Origin of the sequence: Pseudotenacibaculum haliotis, from assembly GCF_042684245.1 — a bacterium.
Classification (GTDB): domain Bacteria; phylum Bacteroidota; class Bacteroidia; order Flavobacteriales; family Flavobacteriaceae; genus Polaribacter; species Polaribacter haliotis_A.
In genome coordinates, this window is the sequence record NZ_JBHULH010000004.1 from 76,096 (window position 1) to 95,633 (window position 19,538).

Sequence of the window (19,538 nt, forward strand, 5' to 3'; positions counted from 1 at the left end):
TTAGTTATTACCTGTATAATCATTTAAATCAGCCGGAGTTTCCGACCAGTATCCGTATCTGTAGTTAGAATCTCCCATAGGATGCGATTGCATAACCTGCCAAGCAAGCCCGGTAGTGTAACTCTTTGCAGATAGTAAAGTACTTACTGTTGAAGCCGGTTTCCCGTTTGAAGCCGGGATTATTGTTGGCCATGCCCCAGAATACCATAAGAAGATGAGTTTTCTACAAGGCATTTCAAAATCAGGTTCAGACAAGATGGCTTCTCCTATCTCTTGTGGTGTTTTTCCTTCACCTTTTAAAGTTTCATAAGTACTAAGGATACTGCTCACAAGGTCGCTCCCTACTTTTTCGTTGAAAGCAGCTAAATAATCTGCTTTGATATCTACAGGATCTACACTTGGCGCTAAAATAGATTGGTTAAAACCAGTCAAAACCACGCTTAATCCGATAAAACTTTTCATTTCTTGATCCATAACTATTTCTTTTGTTTTTGTGCACGTTGTAATAAATATGTAAAATCTGAGAACCTTCCTGAAGTCATTGTAGCATTGTTATGACAAGCAATACAGCTACTGGAAGTTTGTCTCACTTCTCCTTGAATGTAAGTTTCTAAGGTAGCATTTGCTAAGAATGGAGGAGCAGGAGCTCCGGTTGGGTCTGTTACACTCTTAGCATTGGTAGGCCACTGTGTACTAATCAATTCATAATTAGCCCAAACAGAACCTTTAAAAGCCTGTCTTAAGGCAGCTTGGAATTCTTTGTTGAGTTTTTTGGCATCCTCAGTAATTGGAATTACACGTTCTATCTTAGAAGGTGTTGTAAACTTTGTTGCAGGATTCCAAGGTCTCGCCGGTGGCTCATTCACAGGGTAAGTACTTTTAGGATCGTAGTAATTGTAAAAATCCTTATTTTCTTCTTCTCCTTGTGTAGGAGCATTGTCTACATGCTCAAAGGTTGACCATACCCATTGCGGCTCGTCTTCAGTTTTATGACCAATATGGAATCCGACCAATCCTACTTTAACCAATTCACAAGCAGGTTTTACACCTTCTTGTTCTTCAGGATTGTCGTATACCAAAGCCCATGTTGTATGGAATTTACTTTCATCATATTTTCCTCCCATTTTAATCCAGGCAGCTTTTACCATAATGGCTCCTATAGAATCGGTTTTGGTACTGCTGGAAGGAAAATCTGCATCTTTTCGAAAGGCTTCTTGTCCTTCTTGATTGTAAAGTTTATTCTCTACAATATAGTTAAACATACTTTCATTGATCAAGATCTCATAACGAGTGTATTGCCCGTTTTGATCGATCAAAGGACCCGTTTGAAAAGGTTCTCCACTTTCATCTAGTACGTTGGGTGTTTTTCCTACTTGAGAAAGCTTGATGACTCCTTTTTTAAGGTCTTCTTCTGTTAGGTTTTTACATACAAGAGGGATGTTTTCAACTTCTCCCCAAGCATTAGGTTTCGCTCCGTTTGGTAAGAAAACTTCACGACTACTTTTCCACATTTGCCATACAGTGGGGCTAGATTGATTTTGTCCGATGGTTAAGTTTGTGTTAGGCGTCCCGTCGGGATTTGCTGGCCAATTCAAAGCAATAAAAGATTGCCATGAGAAGACATCAAAGTCGTGTTGTAACGATTCTAATGTAAAAGGTGGTTTTGCTGTAATTTCCCTTGGAATTACAGGGCTTAGTTTAATTTCAGACGTGTCTACTTTTGAGAGTAACACATCTTCATCGGCTACTTTTTGGGTCTTATTTTTCTTTTCATTCTCTACGCATGAAAATAAAAGGGCAACACCCAAAAGTAACACTAGCGGTCTACTTTTGAATTTCATAGGTTAGATGAGTTTAGATTCTAACTAAAGTTGTGACTATAAACTCAATATGAGTAGGGCGTATTTGCGCAATTTGAGAAACAAGTAGATTTACCTAGCTGAAAATAAGGAGAAGATTACTTAGATTATAAGTGAATTAGATCGAGTTTTCTTTTCTTTTGCCGATGTAAAGTTAATTTTTAAATTTGTTTGTCAGTAGTCCCTTAAAACAATAACATATTAAGCTTCGCCTTACATTTATAGTATTATTTGTAATACAATTATGTTGGTCGCAAGAACCAATATATATGCACCTGTCTGAGAAAGACGGGCTTCCTGATATCGAATTCTACAACATTTTGGAAGACTCTGAAGGGTTTATTTGGTTAGCAGCCGATAAAGGTTTTTTCCGTTACGATGGAAAAGAATTTAAAGAATTCTCTCATCCTTTAAAGAGAGGTAGATCTGTTTTTAATCTGCAGAAAGACGACAAAGGAAGAGTATGGTGTAACAATATTTCCGGACAATTTTTCTTTGCTGAAAAAGATAGTTTACATCTGTTTGTAGACTTAATGGGTAAAGTAGATCATGACTTATTACCGGAATTTATTGTCTCTGATAATACATTGAAGGTTTCTACAGATGTTGGACTTTATTTTATTGACGAAAAAGCTACAGTAGTAAGAAGAAAAATAAAGCAACAGGTAAAAATCAGAAGCACAGATATTCTTCAGAAAAAAGAAAAACTCTATTTTTTATATGATTCACTAACGATTTTTAAAGGAAACCGCTTGCAAAAGGAAATCTCTTTGAATGGAGATTATAGATACCGAAGACTATTTTCGATCAACAATCGTGTTTATGTCTGTGTAAGTAAGAACAAGGCAAACGATAATTATGAAGTTCCTTTTTCAAGCAAATTACTGCGGGTAGATGGAAAAATAAATAGCTACAATTACTTACCCTCGGATTTAAAAAAGAAAACGATCATAGAAATTGTTGAAATTGATAATAGAGTATGGTTTTGTACAAATAGTGGATTGTTTATCTATAGGTTAGAAAATGATACTTTGGTCTTAGAACATAAATTATTTGAAGATGAGTATGTTACTAAGGTTATCAGAGACAAAGACAATACGTATTGGATTACGACACTGAATAATGGCATATTTATTGTTCCGAATATTCAAGTTAAAAAACAAGACCAACCAATCAAAAACCAAAAGGTTTCATCAATTTTGACCTATAAAGATCGCCTATTGTATGGAACTTATGAGGGGCAAATAGTTTTCAAGAATTTGATAAACGGAGATACTAGTATTGTTGATTTAAAAGAGATCACTGGAGGAATTATAGCTCTTAAACTAGATTCCGATAATCAACAGATCTATGTTGATGGTATGGATAAAGCTTTTATGTGGGACATAAAATCAGGAAACCTGAATCATGTTTTGCACATCAAAGGGTACAAGTGGGTAAATTTCCTTAAAAATTACAAGGCTTTAATTTCTGACTATACCGGACTTTATATGAAGTCGATGAAATACAATGATCAAGCTTCACAAAAAAATGTTTTCCCTAAAAAGAGATACTTACAGAACAAGATTGAATATATAACGGAGAAAACACTAGAGCACAAACGTAGTTATGGTAGCTTTTACAGTAGTGATGGAGTTATTTATGCATTAAGATCTAATAGCATGGGGTACTATGATCGTAATTCGGTATTTCAAGAGATCAAGTACAAAAACAAATCTTTAGAAGTTGTAGATTTTGCGGAGACAGATGATGGAGTGATTTGGTTGGCAACTCATGACAAAGGAGTAAAAGGAATTAAGAATTACGAGGTAACGTACAATTATGATACGTCCAATGGAATTTTGTCGAACAGAGCTTCAAAAATTTTAGCAGACGGAAATGATTTGTGGATAGTATCCGGGAATGAGTTGAGTTTTATTGACAGAAATAAAAACAAGATTTCTTCTTTTAGCCTGAAAGACGAACTGGGAATTCAAAAAATAAGAGAGCTTCACATTTGGAAAGGGATGTTATACATCTTAGGAAACAATGGAGAAGTTATTAGCCTGAGTAAAGGAGTGCTAAACCAAGAGGTTGTTTCGCCGGAAGTTTATTTTTCAGAGGTAAAAATCCAAGGAAAAAAGAGAACACTCGATGAAAGGTATTCCCTCACTTATGATGAGAATTCTTTAGAGATAAACTTCAATACCAACTTTTTCAATTCAGAAGAAAATATAAAATATTACTACAGGTTAAAAGGCTTAGAAAAAGATTGGGAAATAAATACAACTGGAAATGTAAGGTACCCTTCACTACCTTATGGGGATTTTACCTTTCAAGTAAGAGCAATTAATAAGAAAGCCAATTCTTTCGGAAATGTAAAAGAGATCGATTTTTACATAGATAAACCTTTTTGGCGTACATGGTGGTTTACTTTATCGGTAGCATCTATGATAGCATTCTTTTTCGGATTAAGATTGAGAGCTTTGAAAAAGAGACAATTGGTTTTAATAGACAAAGAGCGTTTAGATAAAGAACTGATCATGTCTCAATTAGAGAATTTAAGATCGCAAATGAACCCTCATTTCATTTTTAATGCCTTGAACTCCATACAAGGATACATTGTAACCAATAAAAAGAAGGATGCAAGTATTTATTTAGCTGAGTTCTCAGAGCTTATACGAATGTATCTTGATTTCAGTAAGAGAGAGGAAGTTTCTCTGGGAGAAGAATTAAAAGCATTGGAGATCTATGTAAAGTTGGAAAACGTAAGGTTCGATAATAGCCTCAATTATGAGATCGAACATAATTGCACGGATCTGAACTCTATACATATTCCATCATTATTCATACAACCTTATATAGAAAATGCAATTAAGCATGGACTGGTTCAAAAAGAAGGACTCAAAAAACTATTGATTTCATTTGATTTTGATCTAGAAAGTAAAGTTCTCTTCTGTACTATAGAAGATAACGGTATAGGTAGAGAGAATGCTATGAAATTAAAAAAGAAGAAAGATAGATATCATACCTCACATGCAATGACGGCCAACACAGATCGTGTAGATTTATTAAACAGAGAGAGGGAAAGAAAAATTAGTGTTTCAATCACAGACTTAAAAGGAGACGATCATAGTCCTAAAGGAACAAGAATAGTCATACAAATACCGCAATAATTATGAAAGCAATCTTAATTGATGATGAAGCTAATGCCATAACCTTATTACAAACCTTATTGAATGAGAACTGCCCGGAAGTGAAAGAGATCTATTGGGCAAATGAATTGGATGAAGGAGTAAAATTGATTAATGAGCACAAGCCGGATATTGTTTTTTTGGATATAGAAATGCCCAAATATTCCGGTTTGGAGATCATGGACTTTTTTAATGGGAAGAAAATCGATTTTTCAATTGTTTTTGTAACTGCCTATGATCAATATGCAATTGAAGCTTTCAAACTGTGCGCTTTAGATTATATCTTAAAACCCATCAATCCTAATTATTTGGTAAATGCTGTTGCCAAGTGTGTTGATAAGAAAAAGGAAAATGAATTAACAGAAAAGATCGATGCGCTTAAAAAGCTGACATTTAATACGCTGGCTATTGAAGTGCCTAAGGGGATTATCTTCTTGTCTTATGATGAAATTCAATATTTAGAGGCAGATGGTTCCTATACAAAGATTTACACAAGCAAAGGAAATGTAGAACTGATATGCAAGCCCCTTAAATTCTTTGTAGAACAGTTAGATCATAACGAATACTTTTTCAAATGCCACCGTTCGTATTTGGTAAATATCAAGTACATCAAACAATTTGTGAAGTTAGACGGAGGGTATCTCATCATGAAAAACGATATCAAATTACCTTTTGCAAAAAACAGCAGAGAAGAATTTTCTAAAGTTATAGAAGGTCTGTTTTAACTTCTTTAAAACAAAAACCGATCCTTTCACAAAAAAAACAAGCCCTTACAGGAAAAATCAGAATCACTCGCATACCTCTAGAACTAATTTAGCTATAGGAATGGGGGTTACTAGAATATGGTTGAACAATAACAACAACTTTACTTTTTATCATTCGTCTTGAGTGACGATTTGGCTCTCATTTCCAAACATGTATAACATAAAAGGATAATTATGAGGGCAAAATTATTATTTCTCATAAGTACATTGTTTTTCACAACAATTGCTTATGCACAAGTGGGTATTGGTACAACAAACCCAGACGCTTCGGCACAATTAGAAGTAGTGTCATTAGACAAAGGAGTTCTAATGCCACGAGTAGCATTAACAAGTACTACAGATGCTACAACAATTACCAACGGGAATGTAAACAGTTTATGGATTTACAACACAGCTACTGTTGGAACAGACCTTACCCCGGGCTATTATTACTGGGAAAACTCTAGATGGAATAGAGTTGTCAATCAAGATGATGTCGCAAGATTTGAAACAGTAACATCTCTGTCATTAAATTCTACTTCAGGAATCTTGACGTTTAACGATGAAGACGGAACAGCAACAGACATTAATCTGGCTACTGTTATTGATAATTTTGAAACACTAACCACATTAACGGTGAATGATGTTAACGGAGACATTGTTTATACCGATGAAGACGGAAACGTAAACACTTTAAGTCTTGTTTCATTAATTCAAATTCACGAAACTTTAACCTCTCTTTCATTGAATGATGTTACAGGAGTACTGACATATAATGATGAAGATGGTTTAGCAAATCTAATCAGTTTAGCAACTGTTATCGATAATTTTGAAACCGTAACAACTTTGTCAATAGACTCAGTAAATGGAGATTTGGTGTATACCGATGAAGCAGGGACAGTAAATACTATGAGTTTGCTTACACTTATTCAAACTCATGAAACACTAACTACGCTTACCTTAGATAACACTTTAGGAGAACTTACCTACACAGATGAAGATGGAACGGCTAATGTAATCAGTTTAGCCACTGTCATCGATAATTTTGAAACGGTAACTACCTTAACAGTAGATGCAGTAAATGGTGATTTAGTGTATACTGATGAAGGTGGAACTGTAAATACATTGAGCCTTATCTCATTAATTCAAACTCATGAGACAGTTACTACATTAGGAATCAATGCAGACGGTAAGACGTTAGAATATGTTGATGAAAACGGAACGACTACTTCTATCGATTTATCAACAACAGGAGCTGATCTAAGGCTGATTGGAAATGGAAATCACATTACATCCGATGCGGGTGTAGGATCCAATGGTACTTCTGTAGGTACAGGAGTAAATAACATCTTTATAGGTCAGAATACTGGGGCCAACAATACTACTGGAGAGAGAAATGTATTTGTAGGAACTAATTCGGGGATGAATAATACCACAGGAATAAGGAACTTCTTTATGGGGGCTAATTCTGGAGTAGCCAATACAACAGGTAGTTTAAATACTTTCATTGGAGAAACAGCTGGAGAAGACAATACTACTGCTATAGGAGGAGTGTTTATAGGAAATAGATCAGGAAGAGATAACACAACTGGAGTTCTTAATACGTTTATTGGAACAGATTCTGGAAGAAAAAATACAACAGGAGAGAGAAATGTGTTTTTGGGGACATCATCTGGAGACTCTAACACGACAGAATCTTATAACGTTTTTGTAGGAACTTTTGCAGGAGCAGCAGCAACAGTAGGATCCAGTACGTTTGTTGGATATCAATCAGGTTTAAGTGCCACAGGAACAAACAATTCATTTTTAGGATATCAAACTGGATTAGCAAATACTTCTGGAAGTGAGAACACTTTTATAGGATATCAATCAGGATTAGCAAATACGACAGGAGCAAGCAATACATTCTTGGGAAGTCTGACAGGATCAGCCAATACAACAGGAAATTTCAACGTCTTTATTGGGGCTGAGTCAGGATTGGTTAATACAGTTGGAACAGGAAATACTTTTATAGGTGGAAGAACCGGGAAAAGCAATACCAGTGGTTTTAGAAATGTCTTTTTAGGACTTTTTGCTGGAGAATTTAATACAACAGGATCTAATCAATTATTTTTAGGTAGATCAGCCGGAAGGTTTAACACTACTGGGAATAGAAATATATTTATCGGTGATAATTCAGGTAGTTCAAATACAACAGGGTCTTCAAATGTTTTTTTAGGATACCAAAGCGGAAATGATTTAACAACAGATAGTAATAACACTTTTATAGGGACACTTTCTGGTGCAAATGCAGGAGTTAGTAACAGTACTTTTATTGGATATGAGGCTGGGAAAATTACTACAGGGGCCAACAATACATTTTTAGGGCACCAAACTGGTTTAGCAAATACTACTGGAAGTGGGAACACTTTTATAGGGTATCAGTCAGGATTAGCAAATACAACAGGAGTAAGCAATATATTCTTAGGAAATCTATCAGGATTATCTAATACAACAGGAGGGTTTAATGTTTTCATCGGAGATGAAGCCGGACAAGCGAATACTGATGGAGGAGGAAATGTTTTTATAGGAGGAAGAACAGGAAGAAATAACACCAGCGGGTTTAGAAATGTCTTTCTAGGACTTATAGCCGGAGAAGATAATACAACAGGAAGTGAGAATACATTTATAGGAACTTTTTCTGGGAGTAAAACTACAACAGGAAGAAATAACACATTTATAGGGTATGCTACAGGTAATGCTAACACAACTGCAACTGACAATACTTTTTTGGGAAGTAATTCAGGGACTAATACAACAACAGGAATAAGAAACAATTTCTTTGGATCAAATTCAGGGGCAAATAATGTTACTGGAAGAGACAATATATTTTTAGGATACGTGTCCGGAAATAATAATGCTGATGGCTCTAGAAATAATTTCCTTGGTTCAAGTTCTGGTGTTTCTAATACTTCAGGAACCAACAACACATTTTTGGGCTATGAGGCAGGATTTTCTAATACTACTGGTAATAATAATGTATTTCTTGGAGGGTCTTCGGGGAATGCAAATACTACAGGTTCTACCAATTTAGTCTTGGGATTTGCATCAGGAAACATAACTACTGGTTCTAACAATATAGTAATTGGAGAAGGAGTAGGAGTTTTAGATCCAACAGCAAGCAATCAAATGAATATCGGTGGAGCAATTTTTGCAACAGGAATTAATACTAATGGAGGAATTACCTCTGTAAGTTCTGCATCAAAAGTAGGTATAGGAATCGCTGCCCACGCTACAGCCAGATTACATGTAGGTGGAGATGTTGTGGTAAGTAGTGGAGATATCACTACAACCGCAGGAGATTTTATAACTGAATCTAATACCTATGCCGATTATGTTTTTGAAAAAGCATTGGATGGAATTTCTACACTCAATAAGACCTACAAATTCAAAACACTGGAAGAAGTAGAAGAGTTCATTAAAAAGAACAAGCATTTACCGGGAGTTACAGGAATAGGAGAATTAAAGAGAAGTAAAGATGGAGGCTACATGGTAAACATGTCAAAACTATCAATAGAGACTTTAGAAAAAGTAGAAGAATTGTACCTACATACTATATCTCAACAAAAAATGATCAAAGAACTTCGAAAAGAAAACGATGCTTTAAAATCACGCTTGGAGAAAATAGAAAAATTGCTAGGAGTAAAAAAATAAAACTCATAGAGGGCAATAGTTAAGGACTTGTTTTTACATAGAGAGGGTAGCAAATAGTCCAAACTGAAGTTTTACCGGAAGAGTTGCAAATCTTTTAGCATTTATACATCAGCCCTCAAAAGAGGCGTAGCTCTTCCAACTCTAAACAAGATTAACCATGAGATATAAAATATACATTACATGTTGCTTTATGCTCCTTTCCATAAGAGGCTTATCAGCACAAATGACCAATGAAGGTCTGCTAACCATCCTACCGGATACTGAAGTTTGGTTAATGAATGATTTTACCAACAACAGTACCGGGAATGTACTCCATAATGGAGAATTATTTATTCCGCAGAATTTTACAAATAACGGTCAATTCACATATAGCACTTTATTCAATCAAGGGAAAACTCACTTTATTGGAACCACAGTGCAACAAATACTAAGTCCAAGTACAAGCGTTTTTTATGACGTTGTTTTTGACAATCCAACATTGAATTCCGGATTTGTACTCAATGGAAGTATTTATGTGGGGAATGAAAGTGACTTCTTACTGGGAGTTATAGAAAGCCGCACACAGAACAACAGCTTTACTTTTGGAAGAGATGCAAGGCACATCAATACATCAGATGCAAGTTATGTAAACGGATCAGTAACCAAAGAAGGAGACATAGCATTTGATTTTCCTGTGGGGGGAAATGGTTTTTACAGACGTCTGGAGATTTCTGCTCCAGACGATCAGGCTGACCAATTTACAGCAGCATATTTTGCAGAAAATAGCAATACAAACTACCCACATGAACTTTCTGTTGGCATTGTAGAATTGATTGATACCAATGAATATTGGACACTTACAAGAGAGGCTGGGAACTCAGATGTAGTACTCACGCTTACTTGGGATGAGAACACAACAGCTCCGGAAATTTTAGCTGGATCTTTAACAGGAATTCACATTGTTCGATGGGATGAGCAAGGAGGTTTTTGGGTAGATGAAGGAGGAATTGTAGATGAAGCAGCAAAGACTGTCACCACAATTACAGACGTTTCCGGTTATGGAGTTTTTGCCTTGGCCAGAGTAAAAGAAGATCTGATTTTACCGGGAGGAATCGTGGTGTATAACTTGTTATCACCGGATGGAGATGGGAAGAACGATTTCTTCAGAATAGACGGATTACAAGCCGTAACAAATAATACGTTAGAAGTTTTTAACAGACATGGAGTAAAAGTTTTTGGAACAAACGATTACAACGAAACAGATAATGTCTTTAGAGGATTTTCTAATGCACGTGCTACAGTGGGGCGTGGTGAGCAACTTCCTACAGGAACCTACTTCTATATTTTGAACTATACCTACAATTCACAACGAATTAGAAAAGCAGGGTATCTATATATCAACGGTAAACAATAGCACAATGAAAATAACTAAGATTATAAAAAGAACAATAAGCATTGTTGTGTTATTCGTTGGTTTTTATGCCGCAGCACAACAGGATGCTCAATACACACAGTACATGTACAATACTACTGTGATCAATCCGGCATATGCAGGATCTAGAAATGTACTAAGTATTAATGGGCTCTATAGAGCGCAATGGGTTGGATTAGAGGGAGCCCCCAAAACTCAAACTCTCTCTATCCACAGTCCCATGGGAGAAAGAGTAGGACTTGGAGGTAATATTCTAAGAGATGAGATTGGACCTACAAGTGAAACCTATGTAAGTGGTGACTTTTCTTACACACTTCCTGTAAATGATAGAACCAATTTTGCCTTTGGAATGAAAGCAGGATTCTACTCACTTACGGTAGATTTTAGAAAGTTATTGATATACAATCCTACAGACCCTACAATCCAAAACAATAATATCAACCAAACATCACCTATCATAGGAGTTGGAGGGTATTTATACACAGACAAATGGTACATCGGTTTGTCAACGCCTAATATTTTAAAGACAGATCATTACACAAATTCATCAGTATCAAAAGCAACAGAAGAGATGCATATCTATGCCATAGGAGGATATGTTTTTGATATCAATCCGGATTTGAAATTTAAACCGGCAACTTTATTTAAAATGGTAAAAGGAGCGCCATTATCAGTAGATGTATCCGCAAATTTTCTCATCAATAAGAAATTTACTTTAGGAGCTTCCTATCGTTTGGATGCGGCTGTAGGAGCATTGGCAGGATTTCAAGTATCAGATCAACTCATGTTAGGCTATGCCTATGATTATGACACAACAGACATTGGTCAGTACAATTCAGGTTCTCATGAATTCTTTGTTCGATTTGAATTCATTACGCGAGTTAAGGGGAAAGTTTCCCCAAGGTTTTTCTAATCATTAAAATCTACAGAAAATGAAAAACAGATATAAATTAATAGTACTATTTGCTTTTACCTTTTTAGGAGTGTGTGCTTATGGGCAGAGCAAAAAAATAAAAAAGGCAAATAAGAAATACAATCAGTTTGAATATATAGATGCCATTGATATTTATAAGCAAGTAGCAGAATCTGGGTTTACTTCAGATGAATTGTTATTGCGATTAAGTAACGGTCTTTTCTTCAATGCTAAATACGAAGAAGCAGCCAAATGGTATAATCAACTGTACGACCTTAAAAAAGGAAAGTTAGAAGCCAATGAATTATTGCGTTACGCTCAGTCTTTACGTGCAGTTGGTAAAGAGAAAGAATCTAAAAGAGTTTACAACGAGTTTCTAAAAACTTCTTTGGAAGCTCAGGGCAATTTTAACTCTGTAGAAGATTACTTAAATATTATTGAAGAAAATTCTGAACGCTATACAATTAATGAATTAGCAATCAATTCTGAGTTGATGGATTTTGGAGCACATGCGTCCAATGACACGCTTTATTTTTCATCTACTCGAGAAACAAGAAGGAGTATAGGTCGAGTAGATACTTGGACCAACCAGCCTTTTTTAGACATTTATTATTCTGTGGCAGATGCAGAATCCGATACTTTTAGCAAACCTAAGTTGATTAAAGGTGATGTAAACACAAAACACCATGAATCTACTCCGGTGATTACAAAAGATGGGAGTACAATGTATTTTACTCGATCGAATTCTACAAACCTGTATGATGAGAAAGACAACCCAATCACACACTTAAAGATCTATCGAGCTACAAAAAATGAAAAAGGAGAGTGGAGTAGCATTACCGATTTATCTATTAACGGGGAGCATTTCTCAAACGCACATCCGGTATTAAGCCCTAAAGAAGACAAGCTGTATTTTGTGTCTAACAGACCTGGGGGAATGGGGGAAACAGATATTTATTCTGTAGATATTTTTGAAAGCGGAAAACTTGGAAAACCTCAAAACCTAGGCCCGGAAGTAAATACCAAAGGAAGAGAATCGTTCCCATTCATTAGTAGAAATTATGAGCTGTACTTTTCATCTGATGGACATTTTGGATTGGGTGGATATGATGTGTTTTACTTGAATTTAATAGGAGATCAACCACAGTTGGTAAATGTTGGAAAGCCTATTAACAGCGAAAAAGATGATTATGCTTTTGTGATAAATGCAGTGAGTAAGAAAGGATACTTTTCTTCAAACAGATCAGGAGTAGACAATTTATACTCTTTGTTGGAAACCAAATCAATCAAAGATCTATTGGAAATGAATATCTCCGGAATTGTAAAAGACAAAGAAACAGGAGATGTACTGTCAAACTCTCAAATAACTGTTAGAAATCAAAACAACAAAATTGTAAAAACACTCGTAGCTGATGAAAACGGACGTTTTACAACAAAAGTAAACCGTTTTCAAGATCATACAGTAAGAGCAGAAAAGCCTGAATACCTTCCGGAAGAAGTCTTTGTTTACAGAAAACAAAAAGAAGCCAATGTTGCTCTTGAGCTGAACAAGAATGTACAAAAAGTTGAAGCAGGAGTAGATATTGCCAACCTTTTAAATGTTGTGATCTACTTTGATTTTGATAAATCGGAGATAAGAGAGGATGCTAAAGTAGAGCTTGAAAAAATTGTTGCAGTACTAACAAAGTATCCAAAGATCAATTTGGATTTAAAAGCGCATACAGATAGTAAAGGAAAAGCAAACTACAACCAAAGACTATCGGAAAGAAGAGCCCACGCAAGTATGCAATATTTGATTGACAGAGGAATAGATAAAAACCGCTTGAAAGCATTTGGGTTAGGAGAAAGTCAGCCAATCAATAAATGTTCAAACGATACAGAATGTTCTGAAGAAGAGCATCAGAAAAATAGAAGGACAGAATTTATCATCAAAGAATAATGAAAAAGAAATACATAAAAAGAATTACGGTTGCTTTGGTAATGATATTCGGAGGAATATTGCTTACACATGCTTTGGTCTTTCCCAATGAAACAAGAAGCATAGGGATATTTCTGTATGACTTTGAAAATGATGGAAAGCTATACTATAGGTCTAATGTTTCAGATGAAAAGATAGCGAAGCTTCAAAAATTAGTAAAGCAAGCAGAAGAAAGAGTAGCAGATTTTTGGGGAGAAAAAACAGCGAATCCAACCATTATTTTTTGTGATAATGACAGCGATTATAAAAAGTTTGGAAATCCAGCCGGGTCTCCGGCAGTAACCTTTTTAAAGTTTCAAGGATACATTGTTATCAGCCCAGATGGAGTTGATCTGGATATTTTATCTCATGAGATTTCTCATGTAGAATTATATGAAAGAATAGGCTTCTTTAATAAGATGTTTGATATTCCAATTTGGTTTGATGAAGGACTGGCGATGCAAGTAGATCACAGATCGTATTATTCTATAGATACATTACAAAAGCTTTCCGACAATTTCACAAAGCTTCCAAAGGTAACAGCAATGAATTCGCCAGCCGATTTTTTTAATGGCAGCCATAAAGAGGTTATGCAAAATTTTAGAACGGCAAAATATGAGGTTTCTCAATGGTATAGCCCTAGTGTTTTAAAGCAATTCATCGAAGCTATCAACTCAGGAAAAAGTTTTGAAGAAGCTTACAAAGTAGAGCAATAGTGAATTGAATTGTAGGTAAAAGCTATGAGGTGCTTTAGATGTAAAGTATGGAGTTTAGGAAAAAAAGCACAGTCTTTCAAAACAAACAGTAATCAGGCAAATACACGAGCCTTATCTTTATTTTAAATAATGACAGAGGCATAATTAAAAGGAAATGTAGAAGGAGAGAAATTACTTTTTCACATGGTACTTAAAGAGCTTAAAGTAAATGATTAAGCTCTGATTCTTAAAAACAACTTAACTAAAAAGAATAATTATGAGAGCAAAATTACGATTGCTAATAGGAGCATTGTTTATGTCAACAATAACCTATGCTCAGGTAGGTGTTGGTACATCAACACCTAATACTTCGGCACAATTAGAAGTAGTGTCATTAGACAAAGGAATTTTGATTCCAAGAATAGCACTAACAGGCAGTACAGATGCTACAACAATAGCCAATGGAAATGTCAATAGCTTGTTGGTTTACAATACAGCCACGGTAGGGACAGATCTTACTCCCGGTTATTATTACTGGGAAAACTCTAGGTGGAACAGAGTTGTAAACCAAGATGATGTTGCCAGATTTGAGACTGTAACATCACTTTCATTGAATTCTACTTCAGGAATCCTAAGCTATAATGATGAAGATGGTACAACAACAGATATCAACCTGGCTACTGTTATTGATAATTTTGAAACTGTAACAACTATCACCGTAGATTCTGTAAACGGAGATTTGGTATATACAGATGAAAACGGAACAGTAAATACGCTAAGTCTTATTTCGCTGGTTCAAACTCATGAAGCGGTTACGATACTAGGAATGAATGTGAATACTTATAATTTAGAATATGTAGATGAAAATGGAACAACAACTTCTATAGACCTAACAAGAACCGGTGGAGATTTGAGAAGATTAGGAACACGTAATCATATTACGTCAGATGCTGGTACGGGAAGTAATGGTACAAGTGTAGGAACAGGAAGTGATAATATTTTTATTGGTAGCGGAGCTGGAGGAAGTAATACTGCCGGATCATTTAACGTTTTTATTGGATCTAATGCAGGAAATGATGGTGCAACCTCACTAGGAGGCACTTATATAGGATCTAATGCAGGAATCAATGCTACCGGATCGTTTAATACATTTGTTGGAGCTTCAAGTGGGTTTAACTCAACAGGAACGAGTAACACATTTATTGGGTATCAATCAGGTCAGAATTCAACGGCTGGGTTCAATAGTTTTTTAGGATATCAAGCAGGACAAAATACATCTACTGGTACGGAAAATACGTTTTTTGGTTCTGTAGCAGGTAGGGATAATACGACAGGAGATGATAATGTATTTTTAGGAAGTACATCAGGTCAGGGTAATACGACTGGTTTTAGAAATAACTTTTTAGGAAGTAGATCAGGAATTCATAACACTTTAGGTGCTAACAATACCTTTATAGGATATGAGGCAGGGTTTTTAAATACAACGGGGAATCAGAATGTATTTTTAGGAAATTCAGCGGGAAGTGCAAATACCACTGGTTCTACAAATGTCGTTTTAGGAAATGCTTCAGGAAATATTACTACAGGCTCCAACAATATAGTAATTGGAGAAGGAGTAGGAGTTATAGATCCAACGGCTAGCAATCAAATGAACATTGGAGGAGCAATTTTTGCTACAGGAGTAAATGCCAACGGAGGAATTACTTCTGTGAGCTCTCCTTCAAAAGTGGGAATTGGAATTGCAGCACATGCAACAGCCAGATTACATATAGATGGAGATGTTGTCGTAAATAGTGGAGACATTACAACAACCTCAGGAGACTTTATCACAGAGTCTAATACCTATGCCGATTATGTTTTTGAAAAAGTATTGGATGGAGTTTCTACACTTAATAAAACCTACAAATTCAAAACACTAGAAGAAGTAGAAGAGTTCATTAAAAAGAACAAGCATTTACCGGGAGTTACAGGAATAGGGGAGTTGAAGCGAAGTAAAGATGGAGGCTATATGGTAAACATGTCAAAACTATCAATAGAGACTCTAGAAAAAACAGAAGAGCTTTATCTGCACACGATATCACAGCAGAAAAAAATAAACACTTTACAATCTAACTATGCACTTCAGCAAGAGAAAATGAGAAAGCTTCAGCAAGAAAATGATGCTTTAAAATCACGCTTGGAGAACATAGAAAAAATGTTGGGAGTTAAGAAATAACAATTTTTATGAAGGGGGCTAGTTAGTTGGATAGACTAGATTTTTGCATATGGGGATCGCAAAAGGTCTATTAAATTGAAGGAGGAGTTACAAATCTTTTAAGTTCTTAGAAATCAGCCCTCAAAAGAAGCGTAACTCTTCCAACTTTTTTAGTGAAACAGTAGGTTGTAACCTGCTCATAAACATAAATACCGTTCTGAAAAGAACGGTATTTTTAGTATATCCAGTCAACACGCTTTTTACAACTGAATAGTTTTGGTTTGGGAAACAAAATCTTTTCCGTTAATAATTCCCTCAATATAAAGGTTGACGCTTCCTTTATATCCTTTTTGAATTTTAAACGTTGCAGTTCCATCACTATCAACAGAGATGTTAGGAAGCCAGTCTATAACTCCAAAATTTTTAAAGAATTTAGTCCTTTTAGAGGCATAAATAGGTGTGTAAAACTTCTTAGGCTTGCTAAAGGTCAATTTGTATTTATGATCAGAAACATTGCTGATGTGTTTATTGTCTTTATAAGGCAAGGTAGGGTCTGTGAATATTCTTACAATGAATCGGTAGCTCGCACCAATACTTTGTCTTTTCACTTCTATATAATCTACAGTTTCTATTCTTAAAAATTTTAAATAGTTTAAGTTTGGTGTTGTAAAATCATCAATTATTATCAAGGGTTGTGCTGTTCTATAGCCAACATGTCTTGTATATCCACCTTTACTACTGATTCCAATACCAATCCAACCAAAAAATTCTTGTAGAGAAGAATTATGCTTTCTATCTCTTTTGTCAAGAACAAATACACGTCCTGTAGTAGTTCTTTTTAGCTTTTCAATCTTTTTAGCTCTTTCAGTTTCTGCTTTTACAACAACTTCATCAAGTAATTCTCCTTCTTCTCCAATCCAGCCCGCTAGCAAAGGATTTATCTTGGTAGATGACATCAAGTATGAGAAATCTTCTACCGGCATGTCTAAAGAAGGCAAATTGAAATGAGGAATTTGCGAAGGGAAAAACTGTAAATATATCCCTGCTTTATCCGCTCTTCCGCTTTTTCTTATTGTACTAACTCCATAGCTGTCATTTTCATACGGAAAAAGACCCGTGTGTGTGTATTGAGTGTCATTTTCACCTATCAATACCACATTTGGCTTTTGATCTCTAATCGGATAAGCTATAAAGCTCTTTTGCTTGTTACTATTAACATTGGCAACAACATCTACACCATTTTCAAATCGGTGGTTGATAACCGGTTTTTTAAAGATCGTACTCCAATCGTAACTACTCCATCCTTGAGTGATTAATAAATTATCCAGATCAGCTCTTGTTTTGTTTGAACTACTAGAAAAATAATATCCGGAATTTTCAATAAACCCTTTCACATACGAGTTTAAATAGGTTTGAGACAGAATGTTAGAGTTGAACTGATATGATTTGGTTTTCTTGGGCAAAACAGAAATACTCAGATTTTGCACTTTCTCAGGATTGATGTAATCATCGATCTTAAGAGAAACAGTGATAGAATCTCCTACATTTCTAGTTATTACATTGTTAATATCTGTTTTTGAAATTCCTTCCCAGTTAAAATACATGCGCTCTAGAACAGGAATATTTTGATCAGGATCAAAAACTGTGAAAATATTAATTCCGGGTTGCAAACTATCGTGATCCAAAGCTTTTACTACTTGCTTCTTATTTGAAAACTGAAAAGTAGTTGTCTTCACATTCGATCCGTTATGAATGGCTAGGATGTAGTTTTTCGACCCAACAAATGGCAACGACTCTTTGTTGGTTTTAAATACCAAAGCAATCTTATTAGGGTAGTTTAACAATGAGATGTTAAAACCAATTTTATCAATGTCATTAATTGGAGTTACTATTTTTTCATCATTCTTAGTAAGAACTACTCTGTAGTACCTTCCTTGTTTAGGAGTTAGCGCAACTTTGGCAATTCCGAATTGGTTCAAAGTAAATTTTTTAACGATCTCATTTTTGTCATTCAATAGAACACCTGATGTATTTCCAAGCCCAAAACCTTGAGAATCTTTCGCAATAATTCCTAACTGGTTTTTAATCCCGGAAATAAGGTGACCTCCTTCAGGAAGCATCTGAACGTTATAAGAAATATTCTCATCTACTTTGCTAGATTCCTTTTGCTCCTCTGGGTCGAGAACAGTAATGGCATGTTCGTAAAAGTTAGGCTCATCAAAATTGAACATCCAATTTGTATAAGCTCTAAAAGTATATTTTCCGGTTTGAAACAAACTATCAACTTTAAAGACGTTGGATGCTATCCCTTTATTAACCTCAATAAGTTTACTTTTTACCACATCACCATTTTTATCGGTAAGGGTACAGTAAAGATTTTTAGTAACCAATGATGGTTGTTTTGTATACTTATCAAAAATATAAGCTGTAAACCCAATCATTTCATTTTTGATTAGTGTAGACTTGTTTAGGTGAACATAGGCAATCTCTCTTGGAGAATTGACAAAGTCTTTGTACGACTGTACGATTTGTTCTTGAGAGGTTTGTGCAACCAAAAAAGACGTACAGAAAAACAAAAACAGAAATAGTTTAGTTCTTTTGGTAATAAGTAGTGTCATAAGCTTTTAATTAGGTTATTAATGCTATAAAACAAATCAACTTTAGTACCAATTCTTTCGAAAAAATAGGATACTTCTTGTAGGGTATTATTTTTTTTCTGAAGTACTCAATTTTTATTTTAAAGAGCTAAAATTTAATGAAAAATTTCAGCAGGAATTGAGTAAAAAAGAGCAGATTTTATGAAAAATCTATCGTAATTGACAAAAAACAGGCGCTTTTCAGAGAAAAAGCTAGATCTTTTTAAAGAGTAACTAACCAACTCTGACGTTTTATTTAACTAT

At 35.2% G+C, this 19,538-nt stretch carries 11 protein-coding genes; 8 read left to right on the forward strand and 3 right to left on the reverse strand.

The features are described from left to right. Positions 1-474, reverse strand: a complete 474-nt coding sequence (locus ACFSRZ_RS08495; RefSeq protein ID WP_379666121.1) for a hypothetical protein — start codon at positions 472-474, stop codon at positions 1-3. A gap of 2 nt (positions 475-476) precedes the next feature. Continuing rightward, positions 477-1,841 (reverse strand): hypothetical protein, encoded by a 1,365-nt coding sequence (locus ACFSRZ_RS08500; protein ID WP_379666122.1) that lies wholly within the window; start codon positions 1,839-1,841, stop codon positions 477-479. Between the two features lie 287 nt (positions 1,842-2,128). Between ACFSRZ_RS08500 and ACFSRZ_RS08505 the strand changes: the two genes are divergently transcribed. From ACFSRZ_RS08505 to ACFSRZ_RS08540, 8 genes are all read left to right on the forward strand, one after another. Then, entirely contained in the window at positions 2,129-5,014 is a 2,886-nt protein-coding gene (locus ACFSRZ_RS08505; RefSeq protein WP_379666123.1) for a sensor histidine kinase, read from the forward strand. A 2-nt stretch (positions 5,015-5,016) separates the two neighbouring features. Further along, positions 5,017-5,757, forward strand: a complete 741-nt coding sequence (locus ACFSRZ_RS08510; protein WP_379666124.1) for a LytR/AlgR family response regulator transcription factor — start codon at positions 5,017-5,019, stop codon at positions 5,755-5,757. A 213-nt stretch (positions 5,758-5,970) separates the two neighbouring features. Continuing rightward, positions 5,971-9,468, forward strand: a complete 3,498-nt coding sequence (locus ACFSRZ_RS08515; protein ID WP_379666125.1) for a beta strand repeat-containing protein — start codon at positions 5,971-5,973, stop codon at positions 9,466-9,468. 157 nt (positions 9,469-9,625) lie between these two features. Continuing rightward, the gene (locus ACFSRZ_RS08520) at positions 9,626-10,861 is read left to right on the forward strand and encodes a gliding motility-associated C-terminal domain-containing protein (protein WP_379666126.1); all 1,236 of its coding nucleotides are present in this window, start codon (positions 9,626-9,628) and stop codon (positions 10,859-10,861) included. A 4-nt stretch (positions 10,862-10,865) separates the two neighbouring features. Then, entirely contained in the window at positions 10,866-11,792 is a 927-nt protein-coding gene (locus ACFSRZ_RS08525; RefSeq protein WP_379666127.1) for a PorP/SprF family type IX secretion system membrane protein, read from the forward strand. A 19-nt stretch (positions 11,793-11,811) separates the two neighbouring features. Then, entirely contained in the window at positions 11,812-13,731 is a 1,920-nt protein-coding gene (locus ACFSRZ_RS08530; RefSeq protein WP_379666128.1) for an OmpA family protein, read from the forward strand. Then, entirely contained in the window at positions 13,731-14,465 is a 735-nt protein-coding gene (locus ACFSRZ_RS08535; RefSeq protein ID WP_379666129.1) for a hypothetical protein, read from the forward strand. Before ACFSRZ_RS08530 ends, ACFSRZ_RS08535 begins: the two co-directional genes overlap by 1 nt. A 256-nt stretch (positions 14,466-14,721) precedes the next feature. Next, the gene (locus ACFSRZ_RS08540; RefSeq protein WP_379666130.1) at positions 14,722-16,659 is read left to right on the forward strand and encodes a hypothetical protein; all 1,938 of its coding nucleotides are present in this window, start codon (positions 14,722-14,724) and stop codon (positions 16,657-16,659) included. A gap of 239 nt (positions 16,660-16,898) precedes the next feature. Here ACFSRZ_RS08540 and ACFSRZ_RS08545 read toward each other — a convergent pair whose 3' ends face one another. Further along, entirely contained in the window at positions 16,899-19,256 is a 2,358-nt protein-coding gene (locus ACFSRZ_RS08545; RefSeq protein ID WP_379666131.1) for a hypothetical protein, read from the reverse strand. Positions 19,257-19,538: the final 282 nt, after the last annotated feature.